Raw genomic sequence first — 20,254 nt, 5'->3', positions numbered from 1 at the left:
TTTTATAACAGATTTGATTTTATGTTTTATATTATATAACAAATAATGAGAAAAGGAAGAACTTTTTAGAAAATTTAATCAATTATAAGATATCCGCTTATTTGAAAATTACATTACAAAAAACCTAATTGCATCCAAAAACGGAAGGCTTGAGGATTCATCAGTAAAGTGAAACTTTGATCAGTGGGGGGGTTTACTGCCCATTAATACGGGATAAAAAATAAAAAGGAGCCGACGTCCATTCCCCTTCGAGCGGAATGAAACGTCATAAGCTCCTTTTCTTTTTTGTTCTCTTCTTCCCCCAAACAACTTAGCTCTGTATTACATTGCACCTTCTTTTAATCTTTTCTCCGTTTGCACTTCTGTTTTCGACTTTCGAAAAGTCAGCGCCATACCAACAAAAATAAGAATAATTCCTGCAATTTGTATCGGAGTCGGACGAAAACCGGTAAATACCGTATCGAGTAAAATAGCTACACCTGGATCAAGGAATACTAATACGGAAATTAATCTTGTTGGTAAATCTCGTAAACTATCAAAAAATAAATAATAGACAAAACCTGTATGAATGAGTCCTGTCGCTGTAATCGCGATCCAGTTACTTTGCGTAAGACCTGTAAATGCATCAAAATTAACAAAAGGTAGTAAAAGAAAAACCCCTAAAAATGTTTGCAAAAATGTCATCGCATATGCACTTATATGTTTAATTCCCTTTCCCAATAAAGTCGTAAAAGCATAAAACACTGCGGCTAAAAGCGCCCAGACCATCCCGGAAGACATGAGTTTGCCAAAGGAAACACTTCCATCCATCCCTGCTACTAAAGCTGTTCCAACAAAGCAAACAACAATCGAAATAACAGATAATATCGTTAATTTCTCTTTAAACATCACACTGCCAATCATCAATACAATAATCGGCGCGAGATGATACACTGAAATCGCAATTGTCACTGACATCACTTCAAAGGCTTTAAATAAGAACACCCAGTTGAAGACAAGAAACACACCACAGGCTAATACTTGCAACACTTCTTTACGGTTCCACTTTTCTTCTTTAAACTGACCAGTTGCAATCCAACATAGTGTTAAAAATATGGTTGCACAAATACAGCGTACAAAAACCAATTCAAATGATGGCAAATTCGTTTTTGTTGAGAAAAATCCAATGGAACCAAAGATAGACATAGAGATTATCATTTTTATAGCAGGCATCGACTTTGTATTAAACAATATATTTGTGTTGTTCTTTTGAAACAATATAAACGACCTCCATTAAAACAAAAAATAGTTTATTCCGCATTAACAGGCAGTAATACCCCTACCTCAAAATTTGGCAGGAAGCAAAGAAGTTAGGTGGGAGATGAAGACCCTCCACTGATCAAAGTTTCACTTTATGTAACAGACTCAACTTTAATTATTTTTTCTTAATATTCTTACTTTTAGTTTTTCAATTATACAATAGAACAAACGGAATGTAAAACTTGTTGATGAAAATGGCAGATCGATTAACGAAGGTTACACATATAAGGTAAATCCAGAAATTACAAAGGAAAAATAAAGTAAATCTTTATTAAAAAAGTTTACATTCGTTTTTACATACAAAAAGAACTTGTAGTATCTCTACAAGTTCTTTTTGAAATAATGTTAACAAAAGGGAACATAGACAATATTCTAAACATGGATACCGGAGAGGTATCTTTAGAGACTGACATGACAATTCCAGTATATATCATATATTAACATTTATAGAATTGTATTATTGATAATTGTGTGAATTTTAGAAATCAAATCCGAAAGTAAACTTTTAGATATTTATTTACTTTCATAGGGAACATAATTATTTTACTATTTGACTTGCCTGATTTAGACTGTAGAGCATTTGAACACGATCACAGTCTATTGGCATATTTACAGGTATCTCTAAGAAATATTCTAGCTGCCATATCTGAGTTTTTTGAGCCTGACGACTCGTAGGCTTGTCCCAAGGCGGGTAAATGCGTATTGCTCGTTTACCACCTTTACCCTTACTAGATACTATATTTTGATCACATAAAACAGCTTTTGGAAATACAAACTGACCAAAGTTATTACCTTTACGAGTACTAATAACAAACAAATCAATTGGATCTGATACGTCATATGGTTGAATCGATCCATCTTCAATTCTCTCCCATAAAGTCACAAATTGCCCAACCTTTGTAGGAGTGATTTTAGCTATACGAAATCTAATAGAAAGAGTATTCAATTTAAATACATAAGCTCCGTATTCAGCGTTTTGTGCTTCTATTAGTGGTTGAGAGCACTCAAACCTGCACGGACTATAGACAAGATCCTTCGTTGCAAGAAGATCACTATGAATTGTGCCAGAGGAAGTCCAGGGATTTTGGCCACTAAGATTAGCTTCTGAAAAGTCTCGATTTTTCTCATCCATTTTTTGTTCAAGTCCTCCATTCTAGTTAGTAAGCTTACTATTCATTTTACTATATGATATGTTCAATTTTTATGTTGTTTTTTTTCAATAATTGAATGTAAACTTTACTATATTTGTTTACATTCAAATCCCCGAAAACATTAACTTTATCTCAATTCCCTTGATATCCTCAAAATTAGCAAGAAAAGTATACATTCAAAACACTATAAATAAAGAGGTCTAGAAACCCATGAACAAAAAATCACATCTCATTGATGTCCAACCCATCCGAAGTAAAGAACAGATTGAAGATATGAAATGGGCTCTTAAACGTCACTGTTCAAAAAGAGACTATATCTTATTTATTATTGGGATCAATACAGGTTTGCGAGTAAGTGATTTATTAAACCTAGAAACAAATATGATTTTGAAGTTAAAACGAAAACGTAGAAAAGAGTTAAAAGTAACGGAAGGAAAAACAAAGAAAGAGTGGAAAAGCAATACACAAACATGTAAATCACATGGAGGAAACCAACCGATAAAACTAAAAATTCAGAAAATTTAATCGCTAAGGGTTTTCGTTTACTCTTTCTTTGTTGTTATGAGTTTAACATTAAAAATAAAATAAATCAACAAAAAATCACAAAATTATTATAATTTCGACTTTTTTTATCTCACTCTAATTTCAACTTAAAAACATAGTTACTATATATCCCGCTAGAATACAAATTCAAGACTATTTAATTAAAGTATCTACCAACTTAGAAAAGCCCCTTCAAAATATGAAGGGGCTTTTCGTTCACATAATCAGTATTATCAGAAGTTAGTAAATTATATTAATTTTAGGATTTTAACTTACAAAATATTATTGACAGTTTATTAGTTTATACAGCATTATTAATAATGAGAATCATTATCTAATCTATCGGAGGAATTATTATGCGTACATATTTCAAGACGACACTTGCTTTATTGTCGGCTCTTTTTTTAGTGTTCATAGCTGCTTGTGGTAGCAATGAAGTGTCAAAAGAAAAAACAGATTCAAAATCAAACAAAGAACAAGCTTATACAGTTAAACATGCTATGGGTGAAACAAAGATCACAAAAACTCCTAAACGTGTTGTTGTTTTAACTAACGAAGGAACAGAAGCGATCTTATCAATGGGAGTAAAGCCTGTTGGTGCTGTGAAATCTTGGCTAGGAAATCCATGGTACGATCATATTGAAAGCGATATGAAAGGCGTTGAAGTTGTAGGGGTTGAACATGAAGTCAACTTAGAGAAAATTGCATCGTTAAAACCTGATTTAATTATTGGTAATAAGGTACGCCAAGAAAAGGTGTACGATAAATTAAGCGCAATTGCTCCAACAGTATTTTCAGATACACTAAGCGGCGATTGGAAGGAAAACTTTAAATTATATGCAAAAGCTTTAAATCGTGAAGAAGAAGGCAACAAAGTATTAAGTAAATTTGATGCACACCTAGAAGATATAAAACAAAAATTAGGTGATAAAGTAAATCAAGAAGTTTCTGTTGTCCGTTTCATGGCTGGAACTTCTCGTATTTATTACACAGATTCTTTTTCTGGAGTTATTTTTGATCAATTAGGTTTTAAACGTGTGAAACAGCAAAAAGAGCTTTTTACTGCTAACAGTAAATTTGGCAATCTTGCTATAGATGTAGGGAAAGAAATGATTCCTAAAATGGATGGAGATGTTCTTTTTTACTTTACATATGCTCCAGAAAATGATCAAAAAGCTTTAGATAGAGCAAAAGAAATGACAAGCGATCCTCTTTGGAAAAATCTAAATGCGGTTAAAAATGGAAATGCATATGAAGTTAGTGATGCAGTATGGAATACTGCTGGCGGTGTAATTGCAGCTAACAAAATGTTAGATGAACTTGAGAAAATTATGGTTAGCAAATAAGGTTTCAAGTTCTTAATCTTTTTATATTAATGCCGGAGAGTATAAAAATACTTTCCGGCTTTTACTATTTTTTAAAGAACAGCAATAAAAATAAATATAGTTAAATTAGGAATTCCACCCCATATGTGAATTTGAAATACACGAGGTTTATAAAGGAGACGCAATGTTCGGAAAAAAGTTGTGATGTTTTAGCTTTTTTCGATTAAAGAATTCTAAGTGAGTTTTAATCAAACTTTTTTATCAAACAAAATGGTTTATTCAAAAAGTGACGAATCCATTGTGATCAATCTTTTTCAAAATAGATTTGTCTCTTTTACCGTAAAATAAGGATTTGTCGAACGTTTTTAATCAAACTTAATTTTTAAAGCTACACTATGAATATTGTATTCATAGAGAGTTAACATAACACCACTTATCGGTATTCAATGTATCTAGAAACCTAGAAAAGTACCTTCAGAAGATCTGAAGGTACTTTTCTTTTACATAATCAGTGTTATCGGTAGTCATTGAGTTCTTATTCTTCCTCCCTTTTTACAACCCTATAAAATGTTGGACTTGTCATACTACATCTTCTCATCGCTTCTAACGCTGAAATATCACCTTTTTCCAATCCGCATAGGCAACAATAAATTCATCTGTAATTTTTTTTAGATCTTCCTAAATGCTTCCCATGTTTTTTGGCTAGATCAATCCCTTCACGTTGACGGGTATTGATCTTCGTTCGTTCTTCTTCAGCAAGCCAGGACAAAATTTGTAATATAAGATTTGTAAGGAAGTTTCCTAAAAAAGTAAAAAAACCTTACTCTTGATAGCAAGGTTTTTCGTAGTGAGAGTAAAACAATATTTTAACTAAATAATCATGGCTTATAACAAGTCAACCCCACGGTTCCCCATGCGTATATTGTATAACGCTTGTCGTGCTATCCTTTTGTTGATCCGTTGAAACGTTTACTCCACTTAATAATACAACTGTCATTATTAGCCCAATTGAGCTAGTTATAATCCTTTTCATTTTAAAGCCCCTTTCTGAAAATTTTAACTAAATAATATTTCTCAATATAATAGCATTCTTTATTTTATTTCATTAGACTGCCCTTTTGTCTGCTTTTCAGTTTTCACAAACCATTTCACCGAATACCAAAGAAACGAAAATACTAGAGCCATTACACCAATTGAAATAAAACGAGTGTCCATTAAATGTAAAACCTCATGCGGATTCGTCCACACTATATATTGCGTAGACACAAATAATTTTGATGTCGTTAAAAAAATCAGTGTAGCAACTAAAGAAGTAAACAAAACATCTAACAAATAAGTAACTATTCTTCTAAGTGACATACTCCACCCCTTACAATCAGTTGCAAAAATACCCCTATTTTTGTAGTTTGGTTGCAACTTAAAAAACTAAATATTTTTATTTTCTATTAAAATTTGAGAAACAAATTTGTATATTGTGTAGTAGACTTGCAACCTGTTTATTTACATCTAAATATTAAAGAAAGGAGAAAACGCAATGAAAACCAATGATAACTATTTCCATTTTTAAAACTGCATTGATATAAATAAAGAAGCAGCACATGTGCTGCTCCTCACTTCTTTTGCTTACCATACTCTTCAAATTTATGAATTCTTTCAAAAATTGGTGGATGCGTATATAAGAAAAACTTCACTAACGCCGGGGGATTTACTTGACTTAATCCTGTTTTTGATAAATATTGAAATGTTTTCACACCAGAACGGCCATCTTTCGTCATATCCAGTGCATATTGATCAGCCGCCCTCTCTTCTATACGAGATACATAGTTAGATGCCGGGCTCACTGCAAAGGACAGTACCGAAGAGATAAGAAAAAACAATGGAATAATTGAAAAACATGCCACCTTTGAAATTTGCAGTGTATCTCCCCATTTTCGTACACACGCATTTATAATACGGCTTATGAGGTACATACCAACAAACGTTAAAACAATATAACTTGCTACGCCCCAATATATATGTTTCATAACATAATGTCCCATTTCATGAGCCATAATAAATAAAATTTCTTTATCTTTCAGCTGCTGGAGCGTCGTATCCCATAATACAATACGAGAATTCGATCCAATCCCCGTCACATATGCATTTAATGCGGTCGTTTTCTCAGACATATTCACTTCATATACATGCTCTGTTGGGATATGTGCCCGGTCAGCAATCGCTAAAATTTTCTTCTCTAGATCTTTATTTTGCAGCGTAGAAAATTCATGATATAGCGGGTCAATCACTACCGGTTGCACAAATGTTAAAAAAATTGTAAATGGCACAGACAATGCCCATCCAAATAGCCACCATCGTTTTGGGAATTTATGAATGAGCCATAGGAGCACAGAGACAACGAGAAACATCATAATAAAGTTCACCCAAAAATCAATGACATGATCTTTTATCCAGCTCGCAGTTGTTTGCGTTGAAATACCATAATCGATTGACACTTGATGGCCAATCCATTGTAGTGGTAATGAAAGTACCGTTGTAAGTAATGCTAAATAAAATAAATAAATCGCAACTTGAATAATCCGTACCTTTGTCGTCTCCTTTGACCACTTTTCAAAACGCTTTGATATACCAAGAACGAGAACAAATAATAAAATGATCCATTCAAGGGGCGTTGCTAAAAAAAATAGTAAGTTTTTCACTCGTGAGTAATCTTGACTTAATGTCAGTTCCTTCGCATTCATAAACGTTTGTGGATCCGCACTCGTTCCTTTATACATATCCGGAATGATTTCATGATTCCAGCCAAATAAATACCAATATATAAATAATGCAAAACCAACGTACAAGAAAAGTGACCATCCAATAACCTTTCTCACGTTATCTCCTCCTCTATGCTGCCTGTCTATTATTATTGTAAGTTCGTTCTTTCTAAAATAGACCAAGCTAATAAAATGAAGTGGAATCTTTTTATTGTAAAATGGCCCAAAAGTGATTATCACGCTTCATGAAAACGGCAATATAAAAAACTCTTCTGCATCGGAAGAGTTTCACTGTTCTTGTCGTTCTTTTATTTTATATGTAAATAATGCAACAAAACCTAATCCAATTGTAAAAATAAAACATTCCGTCGTAAAATGTAACCATTCCACTTGTTGATCAGGACACCCTCTCACAATTATTTGTATTATCCCAAACATCGCAATCATAACGAAAAATTCAATTACAGTACGTTTTTTAGCATGTTCCATTCTATTATCCCTTTCTATTGAATTATGTCGACAAAGAAACTGAAATCTCGAAAAGAAATTACACTATATTTCATAATCCCTTGTACGACAAGTAGAAGTATTAAACCGAGAACACATATATAATTGATTCCATCTTCGTCTCCTTTTTCTACTACAATCCCACCACCAATACATAGCAGCCCAAGGAGATGAAGAGCCAAATAAACAAAAAAGTATGTTTCATTCCAGTGGAAAATAACATTCACTGTCGTTATGAAAATAAGACCTACCATAATCAAATAAAATATTTTATTTGATTGCATCGTTCGATTCATAGAATACTACACACCCTCTCTTTTATTATTTTTCAATTTATATAAATCCATTTTGATTTTTCGACATATAGCCGCGGCTATGGATAACAAAAGGTGACCTGCACTCGTTTTCTCTCTTTGTTTTCACTTAGCATGGGACAGGAAAAGGATCTGACCGCCTCTATGCATGACCGGATGCTCTCTCCCACCTAAAAAGAAGGGTTTTATGTCGTTTTTTTAATTTGAATTTATTTATTTCATGACCTCCGTCCCCTTAAATTCTAAAAATAAAATAAAACCTTACTAACCCCTGAATATTCCGATATTTCTACAACTCTCTCACTTTATCTGAATATAATCCAGGCATCCCCTTATTCAGATATCGACGGTTTGCAAACAGAAAGACAAGCAGTAAATTCAGTCCAATGATAAATAAAATAAGACCTGTGAAAAACGTCGTATAATTTGTAAAATCTGCTAGACTCACCATTTTTTCTTTACTGAGCATAAAGGTTACAGTAAAGAAAACAAGATTATTTAACATGTGAATGCTAATTGGCATAAGTAAGCTTTTTGTACGAATGTATACAATTGACAACACAATACTGAACATAACAGCACTGAGAAAATCAACATGAAAACAACCAAAAATAAGCGCTACAACAATCATGCCTTTTCCAGTTCCCCATTTCGCTGCAAACCGTTGAAAGAGAAAGCCTCGAAATAATAATTCTCCTATAATCGGAGCTACAAATATCGTAATTATAATTTGAGAAACGTATTCGCCTGTACTCCCTATAATTGGTTTATGTAATAGATTCATAATAAAATGTGGTGTAATCCATGAGAAACTATACATATAAAGAACAAGGAATCCGTAACTAAACATACACAACATTCCTGTAATCAGTAATACCTGCGATAGCTTAAATGGTTCTCTTCGATTAATAAATACAGCGAGTGAGATATCATGACGTTTGTATTGATACCATAACCAAAAAGATGGGAATATATAAAGCGTAAATATATCTATAAAATAAGATAACTGGATTGATAGATTAAATGTATTTTCTAACAAAAATTTAATAACGCTACCAATGAATAAAAGAAGCGCAAATATAATCAAAAAATATCGAGCTTGCATGTAGCAAAATGGATTCAAGCTATCTCCTCCCCTATGTTACTTTTATCATATCATTTCAATCTTACTTCTAAGCAAAGAAAACCTTAAATTTTCCTTAAAATTTCTAATGAATTCCATAAATTACAGGAAAATGATATGATATTCGATGAAAATAGGGGGCGATTTATAATGTACAATGCAAATATTTTACTTGTTGATGATGAAACAGCAATTTTACAATTACTAACTACTATTCTCCAAAAAGAAGGATTTACTCATATTACAACTGCAATATCAGCTGAAGAAGCTGTATTACTCGTAGAAAAACATAACTATGATCTTATCATTCTCGATGTGATGCTCCCGGGACAATCTGGTTTTGATATTTGTCCACTGATTCGTCAAAAGACAGAGTGTCCTATCTTCTTCCTGACAGCAAAAACATCTGATTTAGATAAAGTATCCGGTTTCTTATACGGAGCGGACGACTATATTACCAAACCGTTCAACCCGTTAGAAGTTGTCGCACGTATGAAAGCACAACTTCGAAGACATATGAAACAAATAGAGCAACCTATGAAAGAAACACATATTTCTTCATTTGGAAGGTTCCAAGTCGATAAAAATGCAGCAGAGCTACAAGTAGACGGTCAAATTATTGAGTGCTCAGCCCAACTATTTCAACTGTTACTCTTTTTCTGCGAGCACCCAAATTACGTGTTTTCAAAAGAAGAGTTGTACGAAAAAGTATGGGGTGCACCTGCCTATAATGGTGATGATAATACTGTCATGGTCCATATTCGTAAATTAAGAGAAAAAATTGAACTCGATCCAAGTAACCCAGAGTATATTAAAACTATTCGTGGACTTGGCTATAAGTTCCTTCCGGGCAGGTAGTGGTCATGAACTTACGAAGACGATTAATTATTCAATTCATTATGCAGCATATTTTTGTTTTGTTCACTTTACTGATTGGTTTATTAATTGCTTTTGGTTATTTAGGTTATCTTGTCGGTACTACCTTGTACGAGCCGAATATTCCAAAATCTGATAGCTTTACCATTTCCCAATATGTTTCCTCAGAAGATGGCCGCATTACATTGAACTCTGACGTAAAGGAATTAATTAAAGACAAAAATGATTGGCTGCAAATTGTAGATGAAAGTGGAAAAGTACTATATGGCTTAAATACACCAGAAGATGTTCCAAATTCTTATACAAAAACATCATTAGTCGCGTATTTACAACATCATATACAAAGCCCTTATAAATTCACTTACTGGGAAACTGAATTAGAAGAAAAGAAAGTAATTGTAATTTACGGTGGAAGGATGAAAAGTAATGCATTATTTCAAAGATTACAAAAAGAACGCACTTCCCCGTTAACACCTGAATTTTCTTTAACAGAAAAAGAAAAAAAACACATCATGGAAGAAAGTGCCATTTTACAAGTGTTTAATGCACAAGGAGAAGAAATTTTTTCTTATCCAGACAAAAAAGGAAAGCCACTTTCAGCAATTAGAACAGCACTTGCTGAAAAAGAGCCATGGAATCATAAAGAAAACATCTCAAGTTTTTACAATTCAGATCATCAACTTCTATTTGTAGTGACAGCCAAAAATGATCATTACAATCCAGATGCCGAAACTGAAACCTTATTCATCAAAAAACTGTTTACAGGCTTTGGTTTTATTTTGTTTGTTCTGTTTATTTACTTAGTCATCATCTCTATCTGGTATGGAAGAAAATTTGGAAAGCCGTTATTACATACGATGCGTTGGCTCAAAAATATTGCTGGCGGAAAATACGAAGAACCAGTAAACCGAAAAGGAAAACCAATTCGTTTTCGACGTTCTGGTAAAGAAAAATGGTCATTCCGTCTTTTTAAAGATGTAACAAATACTTTAGAACACCTTTCAATTACACTCAAAAAAAACGAAGCAATGCGTCAGCTCATTGAAAAGACACGTGAAGACTGGATTACTGGTCTCACACATGACTTAAAAACACCGCTAAGTTCCATTTACGGTTACTCTCTTTTATTAGAATCAAAGCAATATAACTGGAATGATAACGACATTCAAAAATTCGGCCACATTATCCGAGAAAAATCACAATACATGACAACGCTTATTGACGATTTAAGCTTAACCTACCAATTAAAAAATAAAGCAATTCCCTCTCAACACGTCCAAGTTGAGATGAATCAATTTGTCCAAAAAGTATTATTGCAATTCATTAACAACCCGACTATCCGAAACCAAAACATTGAATTTGTCTCAAGTTCACACGCTATCCATTATGAAATTGAGGAAAAATGGTTTCAGCGTATTATCGAAAACTTATTAGCCAATGCGGTGAAGCATAATAATGAAACAACAAACGTTATTGTCAAACTGGAACAAGACAAAGATTCGTTTACACTTTCGATTTCAGATAATGGACAAGGAATGGACGAGCAAACGAAAGACCTCTTGTTTGAACGATACTACCGCGGTACAAATACGGAAGAAAATGATTCTGGAACCGGCCTTGGCTTAGCGATTACAAAACAACTTGTTCTCGCTCATAACGGTACAATTTCAATTGAAAGTGATCTTGGAAAAGGTACAACCATTATCATGGTATTCCCTTCTCCTAATGATAAAGTGAAACTTTAATCAGTGGGGGTTTTCTTCATCCCCCACTGATTATTAGCTCTCACCAATCGGGCTTTTACGGGCAGCTTATCCCCACCTATCTTCTTTGGTTTCCTTAGAATCTTGAGGTGCGGGTTACTGCCCGCGAATAGAGGAATAAAAGAGCTTCCTAGTCAAATCTAGGAAGCTCTTTTACTATTTTTCTGCACCATACAAGTTATATAAATCCATTTTTATTTTTCGATATATAAGCCGCGGCTATGGATAACAAAAGGTGACCTACACTCGTTTTCTCTCTTTGTTTTCACTTCGCATGAGGCAGGGAAAGGATCTGACCGCTTCTATGCATAGCCGGATGCTCTCTCCCACCTAAAAAGAAGGGGTTTATGTCGGTTTTTTAATTTGTATTTATATAGTTCTCTTACTGTTTCTTTTGTACAGGCAACCAAATCTCAATTTGAGCAAGTTCATTCTTATCTTCATGACAGCGTTCATCGTATAACTCAAACTCTACCACGCCAGCATGCTCATACTCTGAATGTGGGAACCATTCTGAAAAAATCGCATTCCACGTTTGGTGGATCGACGCTACCATATCTTGATGCGGCACTTTTGGTGTGGTAAATACAGCGTACGTTGCTTCAGGAAATGTACGATACGCCATTTCATCTGGTACATTCTCTAAACTCGTTGCTTCCATTCCAATGATATAAGTGAAGTCTCCTGTTTCTAACTGAAAATCCGTACACATCCCGAGCTCTACACACTCATTTGTATACTTACGGTTTGGAATTTTATCTGCAAGATTTTGTTTTAAATAGTTATCCCAAAACATAGGAATGTCCTTTTGATTTTGCCCTTCTCTACTCGTTGTCTTGAGTTCATATCCAATTACATGAAAAGCTGGCTTTGTTTCTATACGAAATTCCATCTGTATTCCCCCTAAATATGGATTCCACTTCCGTTGTTTCACATTTACTTTGTTATACATTGGTGTTTGTATCTCTTGTTTTCGATATTCACTCGGTGTCATATGAAACAGCTTTTTAAAGGCTCGAATGAACGTTTCATGAGATTGAAAGCCGTGCTCTAGTGCAATATCGAGAATTTTCTCTTCTGTATGAGAAAGCTGATAAGCTGCCCGGGCTAGCCTTCTCTTCCGTACATACTCCATCACCGAATCCCCTACCATTGTTTGAAAAACGCGGTGGAAATGATACTCCGAAAATCCTGCAATATGAGCTAAATTGCTTAACGTTTGCTTTTCCATTACATCTTCTTCAATATAATCAATTGCTCTTTGAATTTGTACTTCATAGCTTCCCATCTCCGTTCACCTGCCTTATATGTATTATGATAAAAGAGAATACCATTATTTTCTTGACGTTTTTTGCTTTTATTTTACAGAAATCTGTAACTTTTATAAAGTGAAACTTTAATCAGTGGGAGTTTTCTTCATCTCCCACTGATTATTAGTTGAACCAATCGGGCTTTTACGGGCAGTTATCCCCCACCTATCTTCTTTGTTTCTCTCTGAATCTTGAGGAGGGGGTCTTACTGCCCGTTAATGCGGGATAAATAAAATTCGTTGTTATAAGTGAGGGGGGAAGACTGTTAAAATTACAAAACGCGAAAAACATTCGTTTTGCTTCGCTTGGTGATGTGGAATTATGGAATTGGTTGAATCGTCCAGCTAGTCGTTCAGTATATTAAAAGAAGCCGCCAATATAATATGGCAGCTTCTTTTCTATATATATCCATTTTTATTTTTCGACATATAAGCCGCGGCTATGGATAACAAAAGATGACGTTTACTCGTTTTCTCTCTTTGTTTTCACTATGTCTGGGCAGGAAAAGGATCTGACCGCTTCTATGCATGACCGGATGCTCTCTCCCACCTAAAAAGAAGGGGTTTATGTCGGTTTTTTAATTTGTATTTATATAACTATTCGTTTCTTCTCTAATTATCCAAATGTAACTTCTATTTGAATAATCTCTGATCGACTACCAAGTCGTAAAGGCGGCCCCCAAAATCCAAACCCTGAAGATACAATCGTATGGAAGGAATCCTTCTGTACATAGCCCCAATCTAATTCATACATTCTTCTTGTAATGATGTGATTCGGTGCCATTTGTCCTCTATGCGTATGTCCGGATAATAACAAATCAACACCAGACGCTTCAGCCTGTTTTAGTTCAAACGGCTGATGATCCATCGCAATGATTGGAAGACGCAGGTCCACTGTACTCATTAACTCTTCGAAACTTTGACGATCTCTTTCTGTCTTATCTCTTCTTCCAACAAGATAAAAACTATCATCAATTTTTAGTACCTCATCCAATAATATATTAACATCAATTTTCTTCATTTCTTGCAGGAATTCAGGAATTGCTCCGCCATAGTATTCATGATTCCCTAGCACTCCATAAACGCCAAGAGGAGCATGCATTTGTTTCATAACTTGTCCCATATCCTTCTTAATAAACTCCCTTGGATGATCGTCAATAATATCTCCAGGTAACAAGATAATATCTGGTTTCATTTCATTCACATGGTGCACTAATCGTTTCAAATGGGACAATCCTGACAGTTTACCAAAATGCATATCTGAAGCCATCGCAATGCGAAGCGTTTTACGATTTTTCGCTTCTTTCGGTATGTTAATCTCATATTTGCGAACGATCGGACTATAGGCATTAAATGTTCCATAACCAAAAATAACAACAAATGTAATAAGAACAACGATTCCAGTCCAAATAATAGCTGGTTCTCTCGGTATTGATAGTAAGTATAAGATAAACACCGTTACATCAGCTAATGGCAGCAATATCAATGCATATTGTATAACTGCAAACCAGTAAGAACCAATTGTTCTAAGGAAAGGAATGAATTTAAAAACTTGTACAATTAAATACGCATATGAAAATAATCCGACCAACACCGCATAATATCCCCACGTTTGAATATTAAAAGTCGCGCTTAGCCAAATCCATCCGTTCCATCCAATGTAAAACATCAGTAATGTGTATATTGTAAAGATAGTAAATATGTTGAAATATCGACGTATTTTCAAGGCATGCCTCCTTTTCTGTTCATTTCATTATAACTCTTAACCTATTCATACTGTGAATATTATGTCTCTCTAACTACTAGCAATTATTTTGTATTAGTAGAGAATAAGTAAAACAAAATGAACCATCCGTAAAGTGATTCATCACCTACAGATGGTTCATTTACATTTTCATAACAGCTACTTCCTCTAGAATACACATTTATTCTAAATATATATGGAAATAGGGTATTCTGTTCATTTTTATTATGATTGCATCGCCTTTTCCTTTAACGCTCTTCTCAGTAATTTACCGGTTGTATTCTTTGGCAATTCCTCCAAAAACTCGATGCTCTTTGGCACCTTATATTTTGCAAGATGTAAGGAACAATACCGCACCAGTTCCGCTTCTGTTACAGTTGTATGATTCAGAACAACGTATGCGCGTACAGCTTCTCCTAACCTTTCATCTGGTACCCCAATAACAACCACTTCCGCGACTGCATCATGTTGATACAACACTTCTTCCACTTCACGCGGATATACATTATAACCACCAACTAAAACAATATCCTTTTTCCGGTCTACGATATAAAAGTAGCCTTCTTCATCCGCCCTGGCTAAATCTCCTGTATATAGCCAACCGTCGCGAAGCGTTGCCGCTGTATCTTCCGGTGCCTTATAGTAGCCTTTCATAACATTTGGTCCACGAACAATTAGCTCTCCTACTTCACCGATAGGTACCTCTTCACCAAGCTCATTCACAATTTTATTTTCCACATGCCAAATGTTCGTTCCGATCGAACCTGGTTTACGAGGACGATCCAGCGGGTTAAAGCAAGTAACTGGTGAAGCCTCAGATAATCCATACCCTTCTGAAACAATAACACCAAAGCGTTTTTCAAAGTTTTTCAAAAGAGCAACAGGCATCGATGCACCGCCGGAAATACAAAGGCGAAGCGTATGAACATCTTCTGCACCCGCATCCTCATATAAATATAAATAGTTATACATCGTCGGTACTCCAGCAAATATTGTCGGCTCATACGTACGACAAATGCGAAATACTTCTTTCGGGCTAAACTTTGGTAACATTAAAATTGTCGCACCGTTTACGATTGGAGCATTGACTGCTACCGTCAAACAAAACACATGAAACATTGGAAGTGCGGCAACAATACGATCCTCTCCAGTATATTGTAAGTACGCGGCTACATCCCCGGCATTACTATATAAATTTTTATGTGTCAGCATAGCACCTTTCGGTTTTCCAGTCGTACCAGATGTATATAAAATAACAGCTACGTCCTCTTCATCTAGTTCAGGACCTTCAAAAGATAAGTCGCCGCTTGCCACAAAATCCGTAAACGTTTTCATTTTTTCAGTTTCTGTATGGTTAAGTTCTGATGAGGTTTCACATATGATGATATGTTCGAGAGAAGGAATTCTTGTTGTAAGAGACTGTATAACAGGTAGAAGGATGTCGAGTGTGATGATTGTTTTTACATCTCCATTTTGTAAAATATAGTGCATTTCGTCTGCTGTATAAATCGGATTAATTGGAATGACAGTTGCCCCTGCTTTCATCGTTCCATATAAACCAATTAAAAAATGCGGTGAATTTCCTACAATTAATGCGACATTGTCCCCTTTTCCAATGCCCATGTTTGCTAAACTACTAGAAAACTTTGTGACCATTTTGTTTAACTGGTCATAAGAGACCGACTGATCCATAAAAATATACGCCGGTTTCTCTCCTTTCTTTCGTGCCGTTTCAGCTAAAGATTGAACGAGATTCACACAAACCCCACCTTTATAAAATTTTGAAAATTTAAAAATTCTAAATACATTATATTAAAAGAAAATTAAAGTAGCAAGTAACATTCAAGTAACCGCATATAAATGAGCATTCATTCATTTTTCAAAAAGAGATTGTATCCATTGTTTTTATACGCTTTTTTACATTAAAATAAAAAACAGTCATATGTGGAATATGACTGTTTTTCCCTTTTAAAAGAATAAAGTTAAGAAATCTTCTTTTGTTATATTACCAAAGTAGCGTTTTACATCTACATCTTCTAACACTGTAGAAAATGCTTCTTTATCGAATTGTATCCCTGTTAAACGTTCTTCAATATCATGAACATCTTCTACGCCGAAGAAATCACCGTATACTTTGCACTCTGTTACCGTTCCTTTTGTCACTTCTAAACGAACATCAACTTGTCCAACTGGGAAACGGTGGGAATGCTGTAAGTTGAATTTCGGAGACTTACCGTAGTTCCAATCCCAATTACGGTAGCGCTCTTCAGAAATTTTGTGAATTTCTTTCCAATCTTCTTCTGTTAACTCATACGTTGGAACTTCTGTTGCTCCTTCGAAAATCGTTGCAAGAAGAAGCTGTTTAAATTCTTCCGTCGTCATTTTTTCATTTAAAAATTCTGTAATGTTTGCAACGCGGCTACGGATTGATTTAATTCCTTTTGATTGAATCTTATCCATTTTCACTTTTAATGCAGAGACAACGTGATCAATTTCAGAGTCAAATAATAATGTACCGTGGCTGAACATACGACTTTTCGTGGAAAACTGTGCGTTACCTGAAATTTTTCTACCTTCAGCTAAAATATCATTACGACCACTTAACTCTGCATTTACACCTAATTTCCCAAGTGCTTTTGTAACAGGTTCTGTGAACTTTTTAAAGTTATGAAAACTATCTCCATCATCTTTCGTAATAAAACTAAAATTTAAGTTTCCTAAATCATGATACACAGCACCGCCGCCAGACAAACGTCTTACGACATGAATGCCTTTTTCTTTTACATAGTCTGCATTAATTTCTTCCACCGTATTTTGATTTTTCCCAATGATAATGGAAGGCTCATTAATATAGAACAATAAGTACGTCTCATTAATATCTAAATTTTTCACACAGTATTCTTCAATTGCTAAATTAATTGTAGGATCTGTAATTCCTTTATTGTCAATAAATAACATTTGTTTCACCTCATGAATTCCAAACGTAACCGCTATGCGCAAGCGTAATGCGGCCGCCGAAAATTTGTTTTGCTTCTTCTACTAAATCAGCTGTGTTTCCTGCGTGCGGCAGATGCGTTAACAAGAGTTCCTTTACATTTGCATTCTTTGCAATACCCGCTACTTCTGTACTATTCATATGCCCTGCTTTTGCAGCTTCTTGATGTGCATACATGTTGCACTCACAAATGAATAAATCTGCGTTTTTTGTAAACGGAATAAACTCAGGAATATAGCTAGAATCTGCACTATATACAATCGCTTCATTCCCTGCGGTAATACGCATCGCATAGCATATAACAGGATGTACTGTTTTTAAAAATGAAATAGAAAACGGACCGATTTGAAGTGTTTCTTCTGGATTATATACAATTCCTTTCGTATACGGTTCATGTGTTAAAGATGCGAACCCTTTCTCGTCAAATCCATGTCCGTAAATCGGCAATTCTCGTAATTGCCCTTTTATAGCACTTGTAATTAATCGAGCATATTGCAGCACCCCAATATCTGCAACATGATCGTGATGATAATGTGATAACAGAACTGCATCTATATCAGATGGTGTTATATATTTTTGAAGCTGTGCTAGTACACCACTGCCACAGTCAACAAGTAAACGAAAACCATCGTATTCAAACAAATACCCCGACGTTGCTTCTCCCGCTTCTGGAAAGCCGCCCCAAAAGCCAACAACTGTCATTTTCATATGTATCCATCCTTTCTAAACACACTAGAAATGTAATATTTCCTCTCAATTGAGAAAGGTTTTTACTTACATTCTTAACTATAATTCATTTCCTAAACTTTTTCATTATTTTTCACTTTGTTATAAAACAGTTGTTGACTTTTTATTTTTGTACTAATACAATGTTAGTAAGAAATGGAAATGGAGGGATTTACATGATAGATCAACCAATGGAATTTTTCAGAAATTTACCGACGAAAACTTGTGCACATTGCGGGAAGGAAATTGATGAACAGCACGAAGCATATCATAATAAATGTGACGATTGCGTTCACGAAGAATAGTAGTTTGTAAACATAAGAAAAACCTAGCAGACATCGTCTACTAGGCTAGTAACATCGTGTTTTTCATCGTTGACCCTTTCACTAAGAGCTCCAATTCAAACTCATACAATTCTTTTTTTCTATAATTTTTCGTATGGATTTTATCCATCATCAAATCGACAACTTTTCGGGCCATTTCATCAATTGGCTGTTCAATTGTCGTAATACCTGGCTCTGTAATTTGCGATAAAATTTGATTATCGAAGCCAACAACAGCTAAATCATCAGGAATGCTCCAGTCGTGACGTTTTGCTTCTGCGATTATTCCTGCTGCTACTTCATCTCCTCCTGCCAAAATAGCGGTAGGATTTTTTTTGTCTATTAATATTTCATGAAACATTCTTTTTCCATCATCCCAAGAGAAAGCGTTTTCAAGAAAATCTATCGTTTCAACTTGTTTACTTTTTTCTGTAATTGCACGTAAAAATCCCATTTTACGCTGCTGGCTCACTACTTTTGTTTCTCTTCCATGGCAAAAAATAAGGTTGCGATACCCTTGTTCTAACACATGTTTTGCAGCTATGTAAGCCCCTTGTGCATGATCAAATTTCACCGTTGGAATATTTGCTTCCTCAATATATTCATTACATAACACGATTGGACCGTGCTGTAAATATGGTTCTACTTCTTCCCATGGATTCTCAAGTGAACACAAAATAATCCCATCCACTTGCTTCGTTGATAACAACTGTAAGTACTCCATTTCTTTTTCTGGTAAATATCTCGTTTGACAAATAATCAGTTTATATTTATGATCAGAAGCCGCAATCTCAATCGCTTCAATAAATCTACTGAAAAAAGGATTTGTAATCCTTGGAACAAGCACCGCAATTGTTTCTGTTTTCTGTTTACGAAGTCTTCTCGCTGCAGAATTTGGTACAAAACCAAGATGCTTCATCGCTAATTGTACTCTCTTTTTCTTCTCGTCTGATACATACGGATGGTTGTTAATCACCCGAGAAACCGTTGTTCTTGATAACCCCGCTAATTTCGCCACGTCCTCGATCGTTGACACGAAATTCTCCCCCTTTGTATGAAAACGTTTTCTTAACTTGATTATATAGTATATAATTGGAAACTGCAATACGAGTTATTAGGATTTTACTATATTAATATTATTCATAGGAAAAAGTATGTATTCTCCTCGTTATATAAATCCATTTTGATGTTTCGACATATAAGCCGCGGCTATGGATAACAAAAGGTGACCTGCACTCGTTTTCTCTTTTTGTTTTCACTCGGCATGGGGCAGGAAAAGGATTTGGCCGCTTCTATGCATGGACGGATGCTCTCTCCTACCTAAAAAGAAGGGGTTTATGTCGGTTTTTTAATTTGTATTTATATAATTATAACGACATGTTATATGAACTAGCATTTCGGTTAGGAATGCTATATAACTCCATTTTGATTTTTCGACATATAAGCCGCGGCTATGGATAATAAAAGGTGACCTGCACTCGTTTTCTCTTTTTGTTTTCA

18 protein-coding genes and 2 pseudogenes are annotated in these 20,254 nt (G+C 34.8%); 5 read left to right on the top strand and 15 right to left on the bottom strand.

Annotated features, from left to right (window positions below; translation table 11 throughout):
• Window positions 1–321: 321 nt before the first annotated feature.
• Entirely contained in the window at window positions 322–1,257 is a 936-nt protein-coding gene (locus QRE67_RS05580; protein ID WP_286123911.1) for a DMT family transporter, read from the bottom strand.
• 580 nt (window positions 1,258–1,837) lie between these two features.
• Window positions 1,838–2,431 (bottom strand): MepB family protein, encoded by a 594-nt coding sequence (locus QRE67_RS05575; protein ID WP_286123910.1) that lies wholly within the window; start codon window positions 2,429–2,431, stop codon window positions 1,838–1,840.
• 229 nt (window positions 2,432–2,660) lie between these two features.
• Between QRE67_RS05575 and QRE67_RS05570 the strand changes: the two are divergent.
• Both QRE67_RS05570 and QRE67_RS05565 read left to right on the top strand, forming a co-directional pair.
• Window positions 2,661–2,966: pseudogene (locus tag QRE67_RS05570) on the top strand (site-specific integrase); the annotation flags it as partial.
• A gap of 383 nt (window positions 2,967–3,349) precedes the next feature.
• Window positions 3,350–4,339: an ABC transporter substrate-binding protein gene (locus QRE67_RS05565; RefSeq protein ID WP_286123909.1), complete on the top strand. Its 990-nt coding sequence runs from the start codon at window positions 3,350–3,352 to the stop codon at window positions 4,337–4,339.
• A gap of 514 nt (window positions 4,340–4,853) precedes the next feature.
• Here QRE67_RS05565 and QRE67_RS05560 read toward each other — a convergent pair.
• The 7 genes and pseudogenes from QRE67_RS05560 to QRE67_RS05530 all read right to left on the bottom strand — a co-directional run.
• Window positions 4,854–5,123: pseudogene (locus tag QRE67_RS05560) on the bottom strand (recombinase family protein); the annotation flags it as partial.
• 90 nt (window positions 5,124–5,213) lie between these two features.
• Window positions 5,214–5,351: a Phr family secreted Rap phosphatase inhibitor gene (locus QRE67_RS05555; RefSeq protein WP_286123908.1), complete on the bottom strand. Its 138-nt coding sequence runs from the start codon at window positions 5,349–5,351 to the stop codon at window positions 5,214–5,216.
• Between the two features lie 59 nt (window positions 5,352–5,410).
• The gene (locus QRE67_RS05550; protein WP_286123907.1) at window positions 5,411–5,677 is read right to left on the bottom strand and encodes a hypothetical protein; all 267 of its coding nucleotides are present in this window, start codon (window positions 5,675–5,677) and stop codon (window positions 5,411–5,413) included.
• A 251-nt stretch (window positions 5,678–5,928) separates the two neighbouring features.
• Window positions 5,929–7,191, bottom strand: a complete 1,263-nt coding sequence (locus tag QRE67_RS05545) for a M48 family metallopeptidase (protein WP_286123906.1) — start codon at window positions 7,189–7,191, stop codon at window positions 5,929–5,931.
• A 171-nt stretch (window positions 7,192–7,362) separates the two neighbouring features.
• A complete protein-coding gene (locus QRE67_RS05540) occupies window positions 7,363–7,563 on the bottom strand; it encodes a hypothetical protein (protein ID WP_286123905.1) in 201 nt (66 codons plus the stop codon).
• Window positions 7,564–7,577: 14 nt separating this feature from the next.
• Entirely contained in the window at window positions 7,578–7,877 is a 300-nt protein-coding gene (locus QRE67_RS05535) for a hypothetical protein (protein ID WP_286123904.1), read from the bottom strand.
• 307 nt (window positions 7,878–8,184) lie between these two features.
• Window positions 8,185–9,018, bottom strand: coding sequence for a CPBP family intramembrane glutamic endopeptidase (locus tag QRE67_RS05530; protein WP_286123903.1), 834 nt, complete (start codon window positions 9,016–9,018; stop codon window positions 8,185–8,187).
• Window positions 9,019–9,168: 150 nt separating this feature from the next.
• Between QRE67_RS05530 and QRE67_RS05525 the strand changes: the two genes are divergently transcribed.
• Window positions 9,169–9,876 (top strand): response regulator transcription factor, encoded by a 708-nt coding sequence (locus tag QRE67_RS05525; RefSeq protein WP_286123902.1) that lies wholly within the window; start codon window positions 9,169–9,171, stop codon window positions 9,874–9,876.
• 5 nt (window positions 9,877–9,881) lie between these two features.
• A complete protein-coding gene (locus QRE67_RS05520) occupies window positions 9,882–11,639 on the top strand; it encodes a sensor histidine kinase (protein ID WP_286123901.1) in 1,758 nt (585 codons plus the stop codon).
• Between the two features lie 400 nt (window positions 11,640–12,039).
• Here the strand turns inward: QRE67_RS05520 and QRE67_RS05515 are convergent, their stop codons facing one another.
• The 5 genes from QRE67_RS05515 to QRE67_RS05495 all read right to left on the bottom strand — a co-directional run bounded on the left by QRE67_RS05515 (window position 12,040) and on the right by QRE67_RS05495 (window position 18,413).
• Window positions 12,040–12,945, bottom strand: a complete 906-nt coding sequence (locus QRE67_RS05515; protein ID WP_286123900.1) for an AraC family transcriptional regulator — start codon at window positions 12,943–12,945, stop codon at window positions 12,040–12,042.
• 637 nt (window positions 12,946–13,582) lie between these two features.
• On the bottom strand, window positions 13,583–14,692 hold the full coding sequence (locus tag QRE67_RS05510) for a metallophosphoesterase (protein WP_286123899.1): 1,110 nt from the start codon (window positions 14,690–14,692) through the stop codon (window positions 13,583–13,585).
• 243 nt (window positions 14,693–14,935) lie between these two features.
• On the bottom strand, window positions 14,936–16,468 hold the full coding sequence (locus tag QRE67_RS05505) for a fatty acid--CoA ligase family protein (protein WP_286123898.1): 1,533 nt from the start codon (window positions 16,466–16,468) through the stop codon (window positions 14,936–14,938).
• A gap of 210 nt (window positions 16,469–16,678) precedes the next feature.
• A complete protein-coding gene (gene lplA, locus QRE67_RS05500) occupies window positions 16,679–17,668 on the bottom strand; it encodes a lipoate--protein ligase (RefSeq protein WP_286123897.1) in 990 nt (329 codons plus the stop codon).
• Between the two features lie 10 nt (window positions 17,669–17,678).
• Window positions 17,679–18,413 carry an MBL fold metallo-hydrolase gene (locus QRE67_RS05495; protein ID WP_286123896.1) on the bottom strand — a complete coding sequence of 245 codons (735 nt, stop codon included), beginning with the start codon at window positions 18,411–18,413 and terminating at the stop codon, window positions 17,679–17,681.
• Window positions 18,414–18,607: 194 nt separating this feature from the next.
• Here QRE67_RS05495 and yhfH point away from each other — a divergent pair, with 194 nt between their 5' ends.
• Window positions 18,608–18,736 (top strand): protein YhfH, encoded by a 129-nt coding sequence (yhfH, locus tag QRE67_RS05490; protein WP_000567010.1) that lies wholly within the window; start codon window positions 18,608–18,610, stop codon window positions 18,734–18,736.
• Between the two features lie 40 nt (window positions 18,737–18,776).
• Here yhfH and QRE67_RS05485 read toward each other — a convergent pair whose 3' ends face one another.
• Window positions 18,777–19,790 (bottom strand): LacI family DNA-binding transcriptional regulator, encoded by a 1,014-nt coding sequence (locus QRE67_RS05485; RefSeq protein ID WP_286123895.1) that lies wholly within the window; start codon window positions 19,788–19,790, stop codon window positions 18,777–18,779.
• Window positions 19,791–20,254 lie beyond the last annotated feature (464 nt).

Origin of the sequence: Bacillus sp. DX3.1, assembly GCF_030292155.1 — a bacterium.
Taxonomy (GTDB): domain Bacteria; phylum Bacillota; class Bacilli; order Bacillales; family Bacillaceae_G; genus Bacillus_A.
Note: the sequence above shows the minus strand (reverse complement) of the source record. Positions and strands in the feature narration are given on the sequence as shown.